This is a genomic window from Pseudomonas mendocina (assembly GCF_003008615.1).
Classification (GTDB): Bacteria; Pseudomonadota; Gammaproteobacteria; order Pseudomonadales; family Pseudomonadaceae; genus Aquipseudomonas; species Aquipseudomonas mendocina_C.
In genome coordinates, this window is sequence record NZ_CP027657.1 from 4,080,105 (window position 1) to 4,098,164 (window position 18,060).

23 protein-coding genes are annotated in these 18,060 nt (G+C 61.5%); 11 read left to right on the forward strand and 12 right to left on the reverse strand.

All coding sequences use genetic code 11. From position 1 onward, the window contains the following. Positions 1-10: 10 nt before the first annotated feature. A complete protein-coding gene (apbC, locus tag C7A17_RS18950) occupies positions 11-1,099 on the forward strand; it encodes an iron-sulfur cluster carrier protein ApbC (RefSeq protein ID WP_106739475.1) in 1,089 nt (362 codons plus the stop codon). A 292-nt stretch (positions 1,100-1,391) separates the two neighbouring features. Here the strand turns inward: apbC and C7A17_RS18955 are convergent, their stop codons facing one another. Next, complete coding sequence (locus C7A17_RS18955; protein WP_003245585.1) at positions 1,392-1,601, reverse strand: cold-shock protein; 210 nt, start codon at positions 1,599-1,601, stop codon at positions 1,392-1,394. Positions 1,602-1,902: 301 nt separating this feature from the next. On the opposite strand from C7A17_RS18955, the gene dcd reads away from it, so the two are divergent. Further along, the gene (gene dcd / locus C7A17_RS18960) at positions 1,903-2,469 is read left to right on the forward strand and encodes a dCTP deaminase (RefSeq protein ID WP_004423764.1); all 567 of its coding nucleotides are present in this window, start codon (positions 1,903-1,905) and stop codon (positions 2,467-2,469) included. Positions 2,470-2,604: 135 nt separating this feature from the next. Here the strand turns inward: dcd and pyk are convergent, their stop codons facing one another. From pyk to C7A17_RS18975, 3 genes are all read right to left on the reverse strand, one after another. Next, positions 2,605-4,056, reverse strand: coding sequence for a pyruvate kinase (gene pyk, locus C7A17_RS18965; protein WP_106739476.1), 1,452 nt, complete (start codon positions 4,054-4,056; stop codon positions 2,605-2,607). Positions 4,057-4,127: 71 nt separating this feature from the next. Beyond that, positions 4,128-5,036, reverse strand: a complete 909-nt coding sequence (locus C7A17_RS18970; protein ID WP_106739477.1) for a universal stress protein — start codon at positions 5,034-5,036, stop codon at positions 4,128-4,130. 70 nt (positions 5,037-5,106) lie between these two features. After that, positions 5,107-5,913 (reverse strand): tetratricopeptide repeat protein, encoded by an 807-nt coding sequence (locus C7A17_RS18975; protein WP_106739478.1) that lies wholly within the window; start codon positions 5,911-5,913, stop codon positions 5,107-5,109. A gap of 151 nt (positions 5,914-6,064) precedes the next feature. Here C7A17_RS18975 and C7A17_RS18980 point away from each other — a divergent pair, with 151 nt between their 5' ends. From C7A17_RS18980 to C7A17_RS18990, 3 genes are all read left to right on the forward strand, one after another. Then, a complete protein-coding gene (locus tag C7A17_RS18980; protein ID WP_106739479.1) occupies positions 6,065-6,439 on the forward strand; it encodes a tetratricopeptide repeat protein in 375 nt (124 codons plus the stop codon). A gap of 74 nt (positions 6,440-6,513) precedes the next feature. Continuing rightward, positions 6,514-6,936 carry a DUF4124 domain-containing protein gene (locus C7A17_RS18985; RefSeq protein ID WP_106739480.1) on the forward strand — a complete coding sequence of 141 codons (423 nt, stop codon included), beginning with the start codon at positions 6,514-6,516 and terminating at the stop codon, positions 6,934-6,936. A 59-nt stretch (positions 6,937-6,995) separates the two neighbouring features. Beyond that, a complete protein-coding gene (locus tag C7A17_RS18990) occupies positions 6,996-7,352 on the forward strand; it encodes a PilZ domain-containing protein (protein WP_106739481.1) in 357 nt (118 codons plus the stop codon). Positions 7,353-7,386: 34 nt separating this feature from the next. Here C7A17_RS18990 and C7A17_RS18995 read toward each other — a convergent pair whose 3' ends face one another. Continuing rightward, positions 7,387-8,190 (reverse strand): SirB1 family protein, encoded by an 804-nt coding sequence (locus C7A17_RS18995; protein ID WP_106739482.1) that lies wholly within the window; start codon positions 8,188-8,190, stop codon positions 7,387-7,389. A 100-nt stretch (positions 8,191-8,290) separates the two neighbouring features. On the opposite strand from C7A17_RS18995, the gene C7A17_RS19000 reads away from it, so the two are divergent. After that, positions 8,291-9,313 (forward strand): Leu/Phe/Val dehydrogenase, encoded by a 1,023-nt coding sequence (locus tag C7A17_RS19000; protein WP_106739483.1) that lies wholly within the window; start codon positions 8,291-8,293, stop codon positions 9,311-9,313. A gap of 11 nt (positions 9,314-9,324) precedes the next feature. Here C7A17_RS19000 and C7A17_RS19005 read toward each other — a convergent pair whose 3' ends face one another. After that, a complete protein-coding gene (locus C7A17_RS19005) occupies positions 9,325-10,191 on the reverse strand; it encodes a DMT family transporter (RefSeq protein ID WP_106739484.1) in 867 nt (288 codons plus the stop codon). A 285-nt stretch (positions 10,192-10,476) separates the two neighbouring features. Next, entirely contained in the window at positions 10,477-10,881 is a 405-nt protein-coding gene (locus C7A17_RS19010; RefSeq protein ID WP_106739485.1) for a DUF488 domain-containing protein, read from the reverse strand. An 83-nt stretch (positions 10,882-10,964) separates the two neighbouring features. Between C7A17_RS19010 and C7A17_RS19015 the strand changes: the two genes are divergently transcribed. Beyond that, on the forward strand, positions 10,965-11,201 hold the full coding sequence (locus C7A17_RS19015) for a hypothetical protein (protein ID WP_106739486.1): 237 nt from the start codon (positions 10,965-10,967) through the stop codon (positions 11,199-11,201). Positions 11,202-11,263: 62 nt separating this feature from the next. On the opposite strand, the gene C7A17_RS19020 is transcribed toward C7A17_RS19015, so the two are convergent. Next, positions 11,264-11,527, reverse strand: a complete 264-nt coding sequence (locus tag C7A17_RS19020; protein WP_106739487.1) for a YebG family protein — start codon at positions 11,525-11,527, stop codon at positions 11,264-11,266. A 354-nt stretch (positions 11,528-11,881) separates the two neighbouring features. Between C7A17_RS19020 and C7A17_RS19025 the strand changes: the two genes are divergently transcribed. Beyond that, positions 11,882-13,057 carry a diguanylate cyclase domain-containing protein gene (locus tag C7A17_RS19025; RefSeq protein ID WP_106739488.1) on the forward strand — a complete coding sequence of 392 codons (1,176 nt, stop codon included), beginning with the start codon at positions 11,882-11,884 and terminating at the stop codon, positions 13,055-13,057. Positions 13,058-13,228: 171 nt separating this feature from the next. After that, positions 13,229-13,723: a phosphate-starvation-inducible protein PsiE gene (locus C7A17_RS19030; RefSeq protein WP_106739489.1), complete on the forward strand. Its 495-nt coding sequence runs from the start codon at positions 13,229-13,231 to the stop codon at positions 13,721-13,723. A gap of 238 nt (positions 13,724-13,961) precedes the next feature. Here C7A17_RS19030 and C7A17_RS19035 read toward each other — a convergent pair whose 3' ends face one another. From C7A17_RS19035 to C7A17_RS27210, 4 genes are all read right to left on the reverse strand, one after another. After that, positions 13,962-14,291 carry a DUF2025 family protein gene (locus C7A17_RS19035; protein WP_106739490.1) on the reverse strand — a complete coding sequence of 110 codons (330 nt, stop codon included), beginning with the start codon at positions 14,289-14,291 and terminating at the stop codon, positions 13,962-13,964. A 220-nt stretch (positions 14,292-14,511) separates the two neighbouring features. After that, a complete protein-coding gene (locus tag C7A17_RS19040; RefSeq protein WP_106739491.1) occupies positions 14,512-14,931 on the reverse strand; it encodes an NUDIX hydrolase in 420 nt (139 codons plus the stop codon). Between the two features lie 41 nt (positions 14,932-14,972). Continuing rightward, positions 14,973-15,674: a YebC/PmpR family DNA-binding transcriptional regulator gene (locus C7A17_RS19045; RefSeq protein ID WP_106739492.1), complete on the reverse strand. Its 702-nt coding sequence runs from the start codon at positions 15,672-15,674 to the stop codon at positions 14,973-14,975. A 163-nt stretch (positions 15,675-15,837) separates the two neighbouring features. Beyond that, positions 15,838-15,969, reverse strand: a complete 132-nt coding sequence (locus C7A17_RS27210; RefSeq protein WP_267895730.1) for a hypothetical protein — start codon at positions 15,967-15,969, stop codon at positions 15,838-15,840. Between the two features lie 202 nt (positions 15,970-16,171). On the opposite strand from C7A17_RS27210, the gene C7A17_RS19050 reads away from it, so the two are divergent. Further along, complete coding sequence (locus tag C7A17_RS19050) at positions 16,172-16,882, forward strand: NADPH-dependent F420 reductase (protein ID WP_199796343.1); 711 nt, start codon at positions 16,172-16,174, stop codon at positions 16,880-16,882. Between the two features lie 69 nt (positions 16,883-16,951). Continuing rightward, on the forward strand, positions 16,952-17,992 hold the full coding sequence (locus tag C7A17_RS19055; RefSeq protein ID WP_106739494.1) for a DUF1176 domain-containing protein: 1,041 nt from the start codon (positions 16,952-16,954) through the stop codon (positions 17,990-17,992). Positions 17,993-18,060: the final 68 nt, after the last annotated feature.

The following is an 18,060-nucleotide window of genomic DNA, read 5'->3' on the forward strand; positions in this document are numbered from 1 at the left end:
GGAGCCATCCATGAGTGCCGTTACCCGCGAAGCGGTGGAAGCCTGCCTGCGTCAACTTGTCGACCCCCATCTCGATCAGGATCCGGTCAGTGCCGGTTGCCTGCGTGAAGTGGACATCCAGGGCGGCAAGGTGCGGGTGCGCCTGGAGCTGGGTTATGCGGCCGGCCTGTTCAAGAGCGGCTGGGCGCAGATGCTGCAGATGGCGCTGGAGAACCTCGATGGCGTCGAGGCGGCGCAGTTGCAGATCGACTGCGTGATCGAGTCGCATCAGGGCCAGGCCCAGGTACCGGCGCTGGGCAACGTGAAAAATGTCATTGCCGTGGCTTCGGGCAAGGGTGGCGTGGGCAAATCCACCACGGCCGCCAACCTGGCGTTGGCGCTGGCTCGTGAAGGTGCGCGTGTGGGCATCCTCGATGCCGATATCTACGGCCCCAGTCAGGGCATCATGTTCGGCATCCCTGCTGGCACCCGGCCGCAGGTCAAGGATCAGAAATGGTTCGTGCCGCTCGAGGCTCACGGTGTGCAGGTGATGTCGATGGCCTTTCTCACCGACGACAACACACCGATGGTCTGGCGCGGGCCGATGGTCAGTGGTGCGCTGCTGCAACTGATCACCCAGACTGCCTGGGACAGCCTCGACTATCTGGTGGTGGACATGCCGCCGGGTACTGGCGACATCCAGCTCACTCTGGCGCAGAAGGTGCCGGTGGCGGGCAGCGTGATCGTCACCACGCCGCAGGATCTGGCCCTGCTCGATGCCAAGAAAGGCGTGGAGATGTTCCGCAAGGTGCACATCCCGGTTCTTGGGGTGGTGGAGAACATGGCGGTGCATATCTGCTCCAACTGCGGGCATGCCGAGCACCTGTTCGGCGAGGGCGGCGGCGAGAAGTTGGCTGCGCAGTATGGTGTCGAGCTGCTGGCGTCGTTGCCGCTGTCGATGGCCATCCGCATGCAGGCCGATGACGGCAAGCCGACTACGGTGGCCGATCCGGAAAGCCAGATCGCCATGATCTACCAGGATCTGGCGCGCAAGGTTGGTGCGCGCATCGCCCTGGCCGGCACGGTAGCCATGCCGAGCATCGAGATCAGCGAGGACTAAGAGCGGCCGCGAAGCGGCCATCTGATGGCCCTCTCCCGCTTGTGGGAGACAACTGCATGGATGCAGGAGTTAGAGCGACGCAGGATGCCAAAGCCGAGGGTGCCCGAAGGGTGGGAGAGGGGAGCGCAGGCGGCTCGGTGTTGGCCTGGCGAGCCCTCCCCGGGCCCCTCTCCACTAGGCGTGCCCCCAATAAATGGGAGAGGAGAGATCAGAATTCAGTCGGGTGCAATTCGAGCAGGCAAGAAAAAGCCCCGCACTAGGCGGGGCTTTCTTTCAAGCAGGACAGTGCAGGTTAGATAACCTGAACTTCCTCAGCTTGCATGCCTTTCTGACCACGGGTGGCCACGAAGGAAACTTGCTGGCCTTCTTTCAGGCTCTTGAAACCATCGCTCTGAATGGCTTTGAAGTGTACGAAGAGGTCGTCACCGGATTGCGGGGTGATGAAGCCGTAGCCTTTCTCATCGTTGAACCACTTAACGGTGCCAGTCTGACGATTGGACATGTGATGTCTCCTAACAAAAGTAATAACAGCCCTGGAAAAGCCCAGGCCGGGACTGAGTGCAACGAGTACTAGGAGTCGGACGATGTTTGGATCGAAATCTAGGCATCTAGTAGCGATTCGCGGTGACACATGCAGCACAGTGGGGACACCATACGTGTTTTTATCGCCGAGTGCGAATGCTCGATGCAGCTTTTTTGCAAATAATCCTCAGTGCCGGGTGCCGCAGTCTTTGAAGCGTGGCGCTGGCCTCGGTAAGATGCGCTCACTTTTTTCGCAATAGCCCAACTCAGGACTCCCCGCCATGAGCATCAAATCGGATAAGTGGATTCGCCGCATGGCCCAGGAACACGGGATGATCGAGCCCTACGTCGAGCGCCAGGTACGTGGTGCCGACGACAGCCGCGTCATCTCCTACGGCGTTTCCAGCTATGGCTACGACGTACGTTGCGCCGACGAATTCAAGGTCTTCACCAATATCCATTCGGCCATCGTCGATCCGAAGAATTTCGACGAGAAGAGCTTCGTCGACATCAAGAGCGACGTCTGCATCATTCCACCGAACTCCTTTGCCCTGGCTCGCACCGTCGAGTACTTCCGTATTCCGCGTGACGTACTGACCATCTGCCTGGGCAAGAGCACCTATGCGCGCTGCGGCATCATCGTCAACGTCACGCCGCTGGAGCCGGAATGGGAAGGCCACGTGACCCTGGAGTTCTCCAACACCACCAACCTGCCGGCGAAGATCTACGCCAACGAAGGCGTGGCGCAGATGCTGTTCCTGCAGTCCGACGAGGCCTGCGAGGTTTCCTACCGTGATCGTGGCGGCAAGTACCAGGGCCAGACGGGTGTGACGCTGCCCAAGGCTTGAGCACATAGGGTGCGCTGTGCGCACCGCAGCAAGCAGCTGCGTTTCGTGGTGCGCGCGGCGCACCCTACGATAGAAGCAGAATGGCGAAACAAAAGAGGCCGCTCATGGAGCGGCCTCTTTTCGTTCAACGCTTCATCAGACCATCTGATCGCCGACGTGCAGGATCTTCATGGTGTTGGTGCCACCGGTACCATGGTAGCTGTCGCCCTTGGTCAGGATCACCCAGTCGCCCGGCTCGACCACGCCGCGCTTGAGCAATTCATCCACCGCCGCCTGGCTGACCTTGTTGGCCGGCAGCGAGGCCGGGTCGAATGGCACGGTGTAGACGCCGCGGAACAACGCCACACGGGCCTGGGCTTCGCGATGCGGGGTAAAGGCGAAGATCGGGATCGAGGAGCGGATGCGCGACATGATCAGCGGGCTGTAGCCACTTTCGGTCAGGCTGATGATGGCCTTGACGCCCGGGAAGTGGTTGGCGGTGTACATGGTCGCCAGCGCCACGCTCTCGTCGCAACGCTGGAACTGGCGCCCGATGCGGTGGCTGGATTTCTGGCTGGTGGGGTGTTTCTCGGCGCCCAGGCACACGCGGGCCATGGCCTGTACGGCTTCGACCGGGTATTCGCCGGCGGCGCTTTCAGCAGAGAGCATCACGGCATCGGTGTAGTCCAGCGCAGCGTTGGCCACATCGGACACTTCGGCGCGGGTCGGCATCGGGCTGTGGATCATCGACTCCATCATCTGGGTGGCGGTGATCACCGCTTTGTTCAGGCGACGGGCGTGGGCGATGATTTTCTTCTGGATGCCGACCAGTTCGGCGTCGCCGATTTCCACGGCCAGGTCGCCACGGGCCACCATCACCGCGTCGCTGGCGCGGATCAGACCGTCGAGGGCTTCGTCATCGGCCACGGCTTCGGCGCGCTCGATCTTGGCCACCAGCCAGGCAGTACCACCGGCCTCGGTGAGCAGGCGACGGGCGTAGTCCATGTCGGCGGCATCACGCGGGAAGGATACGGCGAGGTAGTCCAGATCCATTTCGGCGGCGACTTTGATATCGGCCTTGTCTTTCTCGGTCAGGGCCGGTGCGGTCAGGCCGCCGCCGCGGCGGTTGATGCCCTTGTTGTCGGACAGCGGGCCACCGATCAGTACGCGGCAATGCAGCTCGTCGGCGCCCTTGAGTTCGACGCGCATGACCACACGGCCATCGTCGAGCAGCAGTTCGTCACCGACATCGCAGTCCTGGATCAGCGCCGGGTAGTCGATGCCGACCACTTCCTGGGTACCGGCAGTGCGCGAGTGGCTGGAGGAGAGGCGGAACAGGTCGCCATCCTTGAGCTCGATGCGCTTGTTCTCGAATTTGGCGATGCGGATCTTCGGGCCTTGCAGGTCGCCGAGCAGTGCCACGTGGCGCCCATGCTTGGCCGCCAGCTCGCGCACCAGTTGGGCGCGGGCCTTGTGATCGTCGGGCGTGCCGTGGGAGAAATTCAGGCGGGCCACATCCAGGCCCGCGAGAATCAGTTGCTCGAGCACTTCCGGCGAGTTGCTGGCCGGGCCCAGGGTGGCGACGATTTTGGTACGGCGAAAGGTCATGCACGAACTCCCTAGTGAACTATGCCGGGGAGGCTACTACGGCCTTACGCTGTAGTCATTGTTCCTGTGCACTACTCTTTGCCGCTTGGTTTGATCACCAGCAGGTCGCACTCGACCCGTTCCAGCACCCGTTCGGCGGTATGACCGATCAGCAGGTTTTCCAGATGGCCGCGGGCGATGGCGCCCATCACCAGCAGGTCGATATTGTGCTTGCGCACGAAGCGCGGGATGACTTCCTCGGCGAAGCCTTCCAGCAGATGGGCCTGCGCCTTGTCGATGGCGTGCTGGGCGATCAGCGCGTCGAACGCCTGGCGATGCTCGCGTGTAGAGGTGGTCACGTAGTCTTCATATTCCTGCGCTACTTCGGCGTCGAACATCAGCGAGCGGGGCAGTGGCGCCTGTGCATGCAGGTACTCGGCCTGCAGGCCGAGCTGTGCCTCTAGGGCCTGGCTGGTGCGAATCAGCAGGTGATCCAGGGCGGCAGGTTTGTCGGCGCTGTGCAGTGGGTCGAGCGCCGCGCACAGGTGCTGACCGTTCCACTGCGCGTCGTGCACCAGCCACACCGGTACCGGGCTGCGCCGAATCAGCTGCCAACTGGTGTCGCTAAATAGCAGGCGACGCAGCGCGCTGCTGGGGTGGGTCGATTTGAACAAGATGTCCGGCTGCAGAACGGCAGCGCGAGAGAGGATTTCCTCGTGTCGGCGCTTGCCCCAGCGAACCTCCACCGCAATCTTGAGGCCTTCGGCACCCAGCTCGGCGACGCGAGCGGTCAACTCCTCGCGGCGCTGCAGCAGCATGGCTTCGCGGGCACGGGTGAGCAGGCGGTTGTCGAGAAGGCCGGCTTCCAGGCCCGGGTGGTAGTCGACTTGCAGCAGGTGCAGTTCTGCGCCGGTTTTGCGCGCCAGTGCGGCGGCGCGTTGCAGGGCGGGTTGTTGCTCGTGTTCCGGGTCGATGACGACCAGCAGTCGTTCGAATTTCATGGCAACGGCCTCGTCTGGGAGTCTGTCGATACATTACAGACCAGGCGGCGCGATTGGGCTTTGATGTGCGTCAGCGTATTGCCGGGTTCAGCGCCAGGTCGAGATGGCGGGCGGCCTTGGCGTTGAGTTCGCCATCGGGAAACTGCACGAGCAGGCGACGCAGGTAGGCGACGGCCTTGTCGCGGTTGGCCGCCGGGTTGTCTGGCGCCATGTGCATCAGCGCCAGTTGGTACAGCGCTTTTTCTTTGATGTCGGCCGGTACGTGCGGATCGGCCAGACCGAGCATGTAAAGCTGCTCGGCTTCGTCGACGCGGCCCTTGAGCACGGCGCGGCGCGATAGCAGGGTCATGTCCGGGTCGAGGCTGGGTTTGTACAGATCGAGGTTCTGGCTGGGCTGCCAGTGTGCCAGCAGCTCGCGCGAGGTCTTGTGGATCGGCTCGTCGTCGCGTTGGCGGATCGTGGCAATGCGCTCCTCGGCGCGGTTGGCGGCCTGGCTGGCCGGAAATTCGTTGAGTACCTTGTAGAAGTAGTTGAGCGCCTTGGGGTCGTCGCGCTGTTCGTTGAAGCGATTCATGTAGATCAGGCCGATCTGGTACAGGGCGATGGCACGCACTTCGCCGCTCAATTGGCGGTCGCGGTAGCCGTCCAGGTACAGCGCTTCGGCTTTGTCGCTGTGGGCGTCACGGATGGCCATGGCGCTGTAGGTAAACAGGTCGCCTTCTTCCTCGATGGCGGCGGTCATACGCTTGGTCTTCAGCGCTTTGTACTCGACCACTTCGTTGGTGGTGAGTTGGGCGATGAACAGCGGTGTGGTCGGGGCGCAGGCACTGACCAGGCTGGCAGCGATAACGAGGGGAAGCAGGCGAACGAGCGGCATGCGGACTCCTTGGCCGGACGGGCCGATGCCGCGCAGTCTAGTCAGCTGCCTTGGGCAGCGCCAAGGCGTGGGCAGCAAAACCCATCGGAGGTTTGTCGTTGTTTAGTTTTCCCCAGGGCTGTCGATACACTGCACATCGGAGGAATTGCCCATGCGTACCTTGATCATTCTGGCCGTGGCACTGGCTGCCACGGGTTGTACCCGTGTATCGCTCGATCATCACCTGAACAATGCCTATCGTGCCTATAACGAAGGTGATTGTGCGCAGGTCGCGCTGGAGCTGTCGCAGGCCGAGCGCAAGAGCCGCTCGCGCAGCTACCTGCAGCCGGAAATTTCCCTGCTGCGTGGCCAGTGCCTGGAGCGCGAGAGTCTGTTCGTTGATGCCGCTCAGACCTACCAGTTCATCATCACGCGCTACCCGGCCAGCGAGTACGCCTATCGTGCCCGCGCGCGTCTGCAGACCCTTGAGCAACTGGGCCACCACAGCCCTGCACCGGCGGCCAAGGTCAGCCCGGCCACTTTGTAGGCCACCTGTCGTGCGCCGTTTCTCGGTGCTGCGCGGCGGTATAAGCTGGCGCGTGTCTCTCATGGAGGATGAACATGCGTCGTGCATTGCTGATTGTCGCCTTGTTGCCAGTTCTGGCGACGGCGGAAATCTATCGCTGGACGGATGAGCAGGGGCGGGTGCACTTCGGTCAGCGCCCCGTGGCTGGTGCCGAGCCTGTGGAAGTGAGGCCTCAGGTCGTAGAGCGCGACGAACATACGCGCGAGCGTGAGGCACGCGCTCAGCGCTTCCACGACGCGCGCCGTGAGGAGCAACAGCAAGCTGCGGCGACTGCAGCTGCACAGCGTGCGGAGCGCGCCTCGGAATGCCAGGATCTGCGTCGACGTCTGGCACAGATTCCCGAAGGTTTCAGTTATTACCGCACCGATGCCAGTGGCGAGCGTATTTACTACAGTGATGAAGAGACCGACACCGCTCGTCGTCAGTTGCGCGAGCGAATAGCCCAACGCTGTACTTGAAGGTGGTTAAGCGGCCGTAGTAGGGCCATACTCAATACCCTTTGTAGCGATTTGCCACTATGCGTAGCCAACGTCGAATCGAACGCCATCAGTTGCCCTACTACCTGAAGGTATTCAATCGCATCACCGACAAACCGATGGGTTTCATCGGTAATGTCTCGCTGGACGGCCTGATGCTGATCAGTCAGTTGCCGATGCTGGTGGGCGCCCGTTTCGATATGCGGCTGAAGATTCCAGGCCAGCAAGGCATGCATTTCATCGACTTCTCTGCCAACTGTCAGTGGTGCCGTGAAGATGTCACGCCTGGTAGCTACGACTCTGGCTTCGCTCTGGTGGTTCCGCCTGCCGACTACATCGAGATGATCGATGCCCTGCGTTATTACTTCAGCTTCCATGGCCTGCCAGCTTCTGCCTGAGAGCCTGGTTGTTGTAGGGCGTGCGCAGCGAGTCTCAGTGCATCGCTGGCACGCTTGCCAGGCTGCGTAAGCGCTGGCTCAACTGCAGGCGTAGACCTTCTTCTTCACAGAACAATAATGCGTGTTCGAGGTCGTAGCGCTCGCCCTGCGGACAATCGAGCGCTCGGTAGACATCCGCTCTGGCCAGGTGGTCGACCAGATTCGGTTGTCCGAGTTGCAGGGTGCGTTCGGCGTCCTTGAGTGCTGCCTCAGGGTTATCCTGTTGCAGGTGGAGCAGGCGCAGGTTGCGCGACAGACGCTGCAGCATGGCGTGAGCATCGGCCGTTTGCAGATGCACGGCGCTGAGTTCAGCAGCCGGGCCCAGTTGGCGGTAGAGCTGATCGCGACAGTCACGGGTGTACAGGCGGCGCCCGCCACAGGGATCTAGCAGATGATCGGCACCTGGTACACGTAGCATGAAATGCCCAGGGAAGTTCACGCCTTGCAGTGGAATGTCCAGACGCTGTGCCAGTTCCAGTGCGATCAGGGCAAGGGGCAACGGCTGGCCGCGTCGGTGGCGCAGCACTTCGTGGATCAGTGCGTGGCGTGGGCGTGTGATGCCTTCATCGTCTTCCTGAAAATCGAGTTCGGCGAGTCGGCGTAGCAATGGCTGAGCCAGTTCGCGTGCAGGCAGGGCGGGCAACCCGGCGCTGACTTGCAGTAGCAGGCTGTGCAGATCATTCAGCACATGCGCAGGCTGAAGCTGGTCGTCGTGTTCGGCTGCTATCCACAGTGCAGCCTCTAACAGAGCAGGTGGGTCGCGTTGCAGACACTCTAAGCAGGCTTGGCGTGGGCTCATCGCATTCTCCGCTGACTTCTGCTTTTGTAGCCGCTGGTGAGGCTATCGTCCAGCGAGGCTCTCCTATACTGAGCCCAGATGTCCAACCGTGAGCTCGCCCATGTTCAGCATGATGGAAGCCGCCCGACTCGAGGCCCTGCACCTGGCCGAGGATCCGGCCAGCGGTCTCAAGGCCGTTATCGCCATTCACAACACCCGCTTCGGGCCGGCACTTGGCGGTTGCCGTTACCTGGCCTATCCGGATGAACAGAGCGCCATCGACGATGCCATACGCCTGGCTCGGGGCATGAGCTACAAGGCGGCGTTGGCCGGTATTGACCACGGTGGCGGCAAGGCGGTGATCATCCGACCCGCGCATGTAAAAAGTCGCGCAGCGCTTTTCGAGGCCTTCGGGCGCTTCATCGAAACCTTGAATGGGCGCTACATCACTGCCGTCGACAGCGGTACTTCCAGCGCTGATATGGACTGCATCGCTCAGTACACCAACCATGCAACCAGCACCTTCAGCGAGGGCGATCCGTCACCCCATACTGCGCTGGGAGTGTTCGCCGGAATTCGTGCGACTGCACAGGCGCGCCTGGGGAGTGATGACCTGGAAGGGTTGCGCATTGCCGTGCAGGGGCTGGGTAATGTTGGTTTCGCCTTGGCCGAAGCACTGCACGCGGCCGGCGCCGAATTGCTGGTCAGCGATCTGGATGCAGGCCGCGTGCAACTGGCCGTCGAGCAGCTTTGTGCGCACCCGGTTGCCAGTGAGGCCCTGCTCAGCACCCCCTGCGACATTCTTGCCCCTTGCGGCCTCGGTGGTGTGTTGAATGCGCAGACGGTCGCCCATCTGCGCTGTGCAGCGGTGGCGGGCGCTGCCAACAACCAGTTGGTTCATGCCGGGATTGCCGACCAACTGGAGGCACGCGGTATCCTCTACGCGCCAGATTACGTGCTCAATGCTGGCGGGCTGATCTACGTGGCATTGCGTCACCGCGGTGAGGAGCTCACGGCGATCACCGCTCATCTGGCGCAAATCAGCCGGCGGTTGACCGAGATATACGCGCACGCCCAGGCTGAAAAACGCTCGCCCGCTCGAGTCGCCGACCATTTGGCCGAGCGACTGCTCTATGGCGCCTAGCGACAGTGTGTTTATGTGGGCTTCGGGGCGAAACGGAAGACCAGCGCGAGGCCCAGCAGGATCGCCACCATGCCCTGCAATGCCGCGGATGACAGCTGATTACCCAGCAGCAGGTAATCGAGCAGTGCGGTAGTCATCGGCACCAGATAGAACAGACTGGTGACATTGACCAGGTTGCCGGCCTGAATCATGCGGTACAGCAGCAATTGTGCGCCGACCGAGATCACCAGGCCCATCCACACCAGCGGCATGATCAGCCCGATATCGTATTGCACGCGCCATTCCTGGCTCGGCAGCAGGGTCAGGCTGCCAAGCAGGCAGAGACCGTACTGTAAGGGCAACGCCTGCATGGGTGCCTGCTGCACGCTCTTCTGAGCGATGCTGCCGCAGGTGATGCAGAGCAGGGCGCCGAGGGCATACAGGACACCGGAGGTTGAGATCGCGCTTTGCAGCAGACTGTCGGCGACGATCAGCGCCAGTCCGGACAGAGCCGTTAACAGGCCAAGCAAGCGCAGGGGTGAAGCGCTCCGCTCCAGCAGCATCAGCGTGAGGATGGGTTGCACACCCAAGACCGTTGCGAGCACGCCGGGTGTGATGCCTTCGGCCAGTGCCAGCAGGTAGCAAAAGCTGTAACCACCGATCATCAGCAGGCCGGCTTTGGCGGTTGGCCAGCGCAAACCTCGCTTGGGCAGCCATACGCCTGAATACCCAGCAATCAGCGCCAGTGCGGCGAAGGCGAGGGTGAAACGCAAGACGAGAAAGGCAAAGGGGGAGGCGTGATAGAGACCAAGGCGAGCGAAGATCGCACCGCCAGACCAGAGCAGCACGAATAGTGCCGTTGCGCTGTAGTGGGACAGAGAAGTCGAATGGAAACGCATGGTGGAACACCTGTCGAAAATCCGCATGAGCTCCGCACGCGCGCACAGGCGCGTCTCGGCAAGGCCGATGGCAAACGGAGCAGAGAAGGTGCGGGGCGTGCCCGCTTAGACGGAAGCCGGCGGCGGTGGATTGCCGGCGTGACAGGCAGGCGGTGGCGCACAGCCGTCGACAGCGGCGCGGTAAGCGGCACTGGCGAGGTCATTGAGGCGATGCGCGAAAATGATCATGGGGTAGAGACGAGCGTTGTGCAGAAGTTTGAAGGCTAGCGCGCCCAATCGAGACGGTCAATCGTCGTCGAGTTCACCCTGATAGCACACGGGAGAGCTGGGCGAAGTCTGTCGCTGCAATTCGTCTTCGAGAAACTCCACCAGCACCTGAGCGTTGTTGTGCTGTTCGTCACGCGCTGCATAGAGCAGCGTCAACGTGCCTTGAGAGGCCCAGTGCAGCAGCGTTTTCCAGTATTCGGGATGGCCGTTGAGTTCCTGGCGATAGGCATCGCGGAACCTATCGAATGCTTCTGGTCGGTGGCCGAATGCCTTGCGCAGTGAAGTCGAGGGCGCCACATCGGGCAGCCAGTCATGCAGTTCGAGTGCGTCCTTGGCGATGCCTCGTGGCCATAGGCGGTCGACCAGCACACGGCGGCCGTCATTCGCTTCGGCCTTCAGATAAACCCGTTTGCATCGAATCATGAGGCTGACTCCTTGCCCTGCGGCAACGCTGCACTTGGCGGCGCAACCGGGCTGGATTAGCGTGTTGCGACAGGGGGATTGCCATGGATTATTTCATTATCGTCGTTACCACCGCTGCCGGTCTGTATTTCCACTGGTGGCTGTTCCGGCGTATTCGTCAGTGGAGCGACCGTGACCTGGCATTATCCCTGGCAGAGGGCGATGCTGGTAAGCGTCAGTACATGCTGGAGCAACTGGCGCGCGCGAAAAATGAAAAGGTCAGGCGACGTGATCTGCCCAACTGGTTGGAGCAGGCCGCGGCGCAATATCGAGCATCGTGACAGGCGGGACACAGCAAAGAGATCTCGCCACCCCGGCAGGGCAGCGAGGCAAGGTGAATGGGTTATTCGCTGGTAGCGTTCTCTTCCAGCTCGTCGAGGGCATCAGGTTGGCTCTTGAACGCTTTGGCGAAGATCTCACGGTTCTTGGCCATGAAGATGCCAAGTTCTTCGCCCTGCTCTTCACTGAGAGAAGGAACCGCCTTGTGCAGGACTTCACTCAGGCGCTCGGCCAGCTCCAGCATCTTGTCGTAACGGTCGGCTTCGGCTTTATCCATAAACAAGCGCTCCGGATCGCGACTGCTGCGGTACACCACTTCGACGGCCATTCATCACCTCGTCTGCCTTCATGCGTATTGGTTTTAACTGGTTTTTTGTACAGTATTCGGCAGGATAAATGACTCGCTGCCGTTTGGCCAGTATTGCACTCGATAACGTCTGCATTTCGGAACACGAGATCGTGTGAGGTGTGGGAAAGGTGGTGGGAGTGCGCCGTCCCTCCTCGAACGTCATCATCGCGCTTGAAATGCGATTGATGTACATGTCTTGTATATGATTGGGCCGCTACCGTACTTCTTTTCAGATGTTTTCGGTGCGGCGCTTGTACTGTTCGTCAACGCAGACCTATAGTCCTCGTAAGCGCCCTGCGAAAACCTCTGTATTGCCTATGGCATGAGGTCTCCATGTTGAAAACGATTGGTCGTGTCGAGCGTAAGCTACTGGCACTCGTGGCGCTTTTCTACCTGAGTCTGATGTTGCTGGTCGGAGCTATCTGGGGGAGTCAGGTCAGCCTCTCCAGTGGACAGTCTGTACAGGATTTGTATCGATCTCTCTATCGTTTGTCGACACTGCTTTCCACTTTGCAGGATGCCGAGATTGGCCAGCGTGGCTATTTGCTGACTGGCAATCAGCAGTACCTGGTGCCTTACGAGCAGGCCGTTGGGCGACTGGACGAGCAACTGCACGAGATGCTGGATAATCCGACTCTGCAGGCATATGCGGCTGATCTGAAGGTTATCGCGCGGCTCAGCGAGCTCAAGCGTGACGAGTTAGCGCAGACCATCATCTTGCGTAGAGAGCAAGGCCAGTACGAGGCGCAGCGCGTTTTGGCTGCAAATGACGGCAAGCTGTACATGGATGAGATGCGCCAGCGCATCGGCAATGTCGAGCGCGGCGTGGCTCTGTCGCTTCGGGAGCAGAAGGCTGACCTTGAGTGGCGCTCGGGTCTGGCGCTATGGGGCGGCGGTGGTGGGGCGCTATTGATGGTGGCGCTGCTGACGTTACTGTTCAGCGATTTACGTCGCGATCTACGTGAGCGCGCCGAATTGCTCGAGCGACTGGCTTTCGAGTCGCAGCATGACAGCCTGACCCATTTACCCAATCGCCGTGCATTCAACGAGGCTCTGGATCAGGCGCTGGCTCTGGCCCGGCGCGGTGAGCGTCATGTCGCACTGCTGTACCTCGATCTGGATGGCTTCAAGCCGATCAATGATCAACTTGGGCATGCCGCAGGCGATGCCACTCTCAAAGCGGTTGTCGCGCGCTGGCAGGAAGTGGTTCGTGAGGGCGAGGTATTGGCGCGTCTCGGGGGGGATGAGTTCGCCGTGATCGCGGCTGGTGATGCCGCGGCAGTCGAACGTCTGGCGCAGCGACTGATCGACGCACTGGATGGCCCTTTGCTGGAGCGGCATTCAAGTATGCGTGTCGGGGTAAGTGTCGGCCTGGCGCGCTATGCCGAACACGGCGAGGATCGCCGTCGCCTGATTGCAGCCGCCGATACGGCCATGTATCGCGCCAAGGAGGCCGGTAAACATTGCTATGCCTGGCCTGAGGCTACAGGTCGTGGGGTGGGTGTTTAGGTAATCCAGGTCGTTCTCGGTAATGCTCTCGCTGAATATGATCCCGCCTGTGTCTTTTCGTCACATCCCCGCATCATTCTGAGGCTGGTCTTTTTCCTGCATGATCTTCGTTGGCGAGTGCCTATCCTGGGCGTTCGAGCCGTCATGCCGGTTTCGGGAGAGAACTACGTAATGAATTGGGTGGAGCGCCTGCGCACGAGCATGCATGGTCTGGCTGAGTCCCTGGGCAACCTGCTGATGGAGGCTTTCCATTATCTGGCCTTGTTCGCCATCGGTGCGATCACTGCCTGGGCGGGGGTGATGGCCTTTCTTGGCATGTTGGAAAAGGGGCATATCACGGTCGATGACGTCCTGCTGCTGTTCATCTACCTTGAGCTGGCGGCGATGGTGGGGATCTACTTCAAGACCAACCACATGCCGATTCGCTTCATGATCTACGTGGCGATCACCGCGCTGACTCGTTTGCTGATTTCCGACATTTCCCACACGCACAAGCCGAGTTGGGGCGTGGTGATGGTATCGGGGGCGATCCTGTTGCTGGCCTTGGCGATTCTGGTGGTGCGCTATGCGTCGTCGCGGTTCCCCGCCGTGGCTGGGCCGAACCCGCGTGGCAAGGCGCGCAATCGCGAAGACGCCGAGTCCGAGCGTGATGATACGTCTGACTGAACGCTCTGGTATTGCCAAGAGTGCGATGCGTATGGCGTTCAGCCGGCATACAGGCGTAGCGGGTTGGTGATCGTCATTTCGTTGTCTCGATTCGATCACCCAGTAGCCCGCTGTCAACGACGCGACTTTTACGCTCAAATCGAACCAGTCCAGTACCGCTGATGAGCAATACCTTGTCCCCGGTTCATACTCAGCTAACTAATGACGCCCCCTACCTGGCATCTATCGCCAAGATGATTCAGGCCGGTGCCAGACGGCGGCGTTCGGCGCGGATTTCCGGCAGGTCGTTGCGGCGTAGATAAACCCGCAGCGGTTCGCTGAGATTCACTCGGTCGTCGATACGCTGCTCCTGCAGCCAGGCCAGGCGCTGGCGATCCAGGCGCATCAGCTCGCCCTCGTCGGCGTGCCAGACATACTCGCAGGTGGGGGTGATGGTCTCGGCCGGTACGTCGAGGCCGAAGCTGTCTTCGGAGAAACGCAGCAGGTAGTGGCCGGTCTTGGCGTTGTAGCCGACGAAACCCTGCAACTGGTCGGCGGCCTGGCAGATCTGGGCGGACGTGATACTCATGGCAAACCTCGATTCCGATGGGGTTTGCAGGCAAGGCGAATGGTTCTGTTTATCGGCGCAGCCTAACCGCTGGTGCTGTCGTCTGCGTTGTCGTGGATCAAAAAATCACCGGGAGCGATTTTTGACGTTGGCTCCGCCGACGGCCCGCACGGGTGGCCACCAAGGATGGCAGGCCACAAAAAATGCCGGGAGCAGTTCTTGACGTCGCTGTGCGGCGGCCTTACGAGGTCGCCGCCAGGGATTGAAGCCGTGCCAGAGCCGGCAACACCTGTTCGCGCAGTAGTGGCGCCAGGTCATCGGGGAGGTGCTGTGTGGTGTCGAGCCAGCGCAGTTCTTCCAGCTCGGCAGCGGGCTGAACGGCATGGGGCAGGGCGGCGCGAAAGATATCCGCCTGCAGCCAGGTGTCGGCCTCGTTGGCGGCGGGCGCCTGGAACTGGCCGAAGGCTTGCAACGCACCAGCGCCCAATCGCAGTTCGAGTTCTTCGAACAGCTCACGTTCGAGCGCGGTCAGTGCATCCTCGCCTGGTTCGCGTTTGCCGCCTGGAAGCATGAAGAAACGGGTATTGCGTTTGCGCACCAGCAACAGCCGGCCCTGTTCGTCGAACAGGCAGGCAGCGGCGATATGAAGAGTGGTTTTCATAAGGGAAGCGTAGGGCGCCCATTCAGGACGCCCTGCGATCATCAGCCGGCCAGGCCGACGTAGACGTTCTGCACATCATCGTGGCCGTCGATGGCCTCGAGGAACGCTTCGACTTCTTCCATCTGCTCCGGCGTCAGGTTGGTCACCGGGTTCTTCGGGCGATAGCCGAGCTTGGCCGAGTTGACGGTGAAACCTTGCTCTGGCAGCGCCTTGCATACGGCATCGAGGTCGGTCGGCTCGGTGATGAACAGAGTCGCGCCCTCGTCATCGGGGACGAAATCCTGGGCGCCGGCTTCGATGGCAGCCAGTTCCGGGTCAGCCCCGTCGTCGCTGCTGGCTTCGATCAGGCCAACGTGGTCGAAGTCCCAACTGACCGAGCCGGAGGCCCCGAGTTGGCCCTTGCGGAACAGCACGCGAATCTCGGCGACAGTGCGGTTGACGTTGTCGGTCAGGCACTCGACGATCAGCGGCACCTGGTGCGGGGCGAAGCCTTCGTACTGGGTGCGCTCGTAGTTGATCACTTCACCGGACAGGCCTGCGCCTTTCTTGATGGCGCGTTCCAGGGTGTCCTTGGGCATCGAGGCTTTCTTGGCCTGATGCACGGCCAAGCGCAGTTTGGGGTTCATGTCCGGGTCGGCGCCGTTACGCGCAGCGAGCATGATTTCCTTCACCAGCTTGCCGAAGATCTTGCCTCGGGCATTGGCGGCGGCTTCTTTGGGTTTGGCTTTCCATTGGGCGCCCATCTGGGGTCTCCTGGCCGATAGGTGAGACGGCGTCAGCGCAGGTCGTGGCGTGACGATCGGATAGGCTGCGGATTCTAGTGCCTTGTGCGGCTGACGGCACCTGCAATTTCGGCCGGAGTGTACAGCACCCGGCGCAGTGGGCCTGCGCCGGGTGAGGGTCAGGTCAGGCGTGGGTCGAGTGGCTACCCAGCAAGGTCTGACCCTGTTTCTTCGTACGCTTGGCTTCGCGCTTTTCGTGCGCGGTCTTCTGGGGCTTCTTCTTGCTTTCCTTATGTGAATCCTGACTCTTGCTCATGGTGGTGACTCCGGGAAATGGATCATTGACTGGACATATACGTACTGGTCACTACCACCTCCTCGGCCCCTGGGCCGTCTGCAAAGCGCATTCACCGTATGAAGCATAGTCGCTGGAGCGTAACAGGTTGTAGCGAATCATCGGTCGATCGTCGTACTGGCTTACCTATGCTTGTCTTTTTGCTGTGAGTCGGGAGGCCATCGTGTTTCGTCTATTTCATCGCGTGGGCGTCGTCCTGTTGTCTGCATGGTTGACGCTGGGCGTCACGTCGAGCCTGGCGCAGGAGGTGCCACAACGCATTGGTGTCATTGGTACCGGCAACATCGGTAGCCCGTTGGCGCGACTGTGGGTCGAGGCGGGGCATGAGGTGATGATCTCCTCGCGCAATCCCGAGCGTTTGCAGCCTTTGGCCGAGGAGTTGGGCGCGCGTGCGTGGGTGGGCACCCCATGCGAGGCGGCGGCCTTTGGCGAGGTGATCCTGCTGGCGGTACCTTATGCGGCTACGCCACAGATCGGCCGTGACTGCGCCACGGAGCTGGCGGGCAAGGTGGTGTTGGACGCCGGCAACCCGCGCCCAGGTCGTGACGGGCCGATGGCCGAGGAGGCCGTGGCGATGGGCGCCGGGTTGGCCTCGCAGAAATTCCTGCCGGGCGTACGCCTGGTGCGAGCCTTCAACGCCATCGCCGCCTACAACCTGCGCAGCCAGGCTCATCGCGACGGCGAAAAGCTCGCCATCCCCCTGGCGGCCGATGATCAGGCCGCGCTCGAGGTAGCTGCACGCCTGGTGACGGATGCCGGTTTCGACCCGGTAGTGGTTGGGCCGCTGGTCAGCGCCAAGTCCTTCGATTTCAACAGCGGGGTCTCGGCGCGCATGCCGACGGCCAGGGAGTTGCGCGCACTGCTGAACCTCTGATGGCGCTTGCCTGGCTGATCCGGGCGACGCAACATGGCGGCCCTGCGCATTCGCCAAAAGGAGTTGCCCATGTCGCGTTGGACGCTGGTCGCCGGGTTGATGCTGGCCACGGGGATGACCCAGGCGGCGCCCGAGCAGGTGCCGCTGTACCGGGAAATCAAGGATTGGGTGGTAGCCTGTGACAACCTGCGCGGTTGCCAGGCGCTGAGCGCCCCCGAGAGTTTCAATTACAACCCGCTGGGCCTTCACCTGCAGCGTGATGCTGGCGCGCAGGCGCCTCTGAGGCTCTACCTGCGCGATACCGAGCAGCGTGAGTTTTCCCCCTTGCTGCTCGATGGCAAACCCTTGGCGAACGCCGCTGCGCTGCAGCAGGTGAATCGTGACGGCGAAGCATTGCTGATGGCCGAGGGCGCCAGCGCTCAGGCATTGCTGACCGAGTTGCGCAACGGTGAGCAATTGCGCATGGACGTGAAGGGCGAGGAAGAAGTGCAGGTGTCGCTCAGCGGGCTTTCCGCCGCGCTGCTGTTGATGAATGCCGTGCAGGGCCGGGTGGAAACCCGCAGCGCCTTGTATCGCCCTGGTACCCGTGCTGACAGCGAGGTACCGGATGCGCCGCAGGCGCCGCGTCTACGTGCTTATCCCGGCGTTACGCCGCTTGGCGAAGACGAAAGCCGAGCCATCGCCGAGGCGGTGATGTCGCAGACGCGCAGCCAGTGGAGCGAGGAGGACATGGACAGCGAGCCCGAAGCCGAAGCCTTCGCGCTTAGCGACCACGAAGCGCTGGTCATCATTCGCACCTGGTGCGCGGCTTACAACTGCGACTTCGCTGTCTTTCGCGTCGACCGCCAGCCGCCTTACGCGGAGCAGGATTTGCAGCTTGAGCCGCTGCCTTTGGATCATGATGGGTTGTCAGGCTGGGTCAGCTACGAGCCGAAGACCGGTGAGCTGGCCTATCTGTACAAGGGGCGGGGAATTGCCGATTGCGGAGACGCGGGGAGTTGGCGCTTTGATGGCGAGCGCTTTCAACTGGCGTCATTCAGCACCTTGAATCGCTGTGCCGGTGGTAACCCTGGCGATTGGCCTGAACTGTGGCGCACAGCCGAACCTTGATCGAGAGCGGTGCGCGCGGCGCACTCTACTGGTTTAGAACCTGTTCACGATCTTTCTCTGCTGCTTAC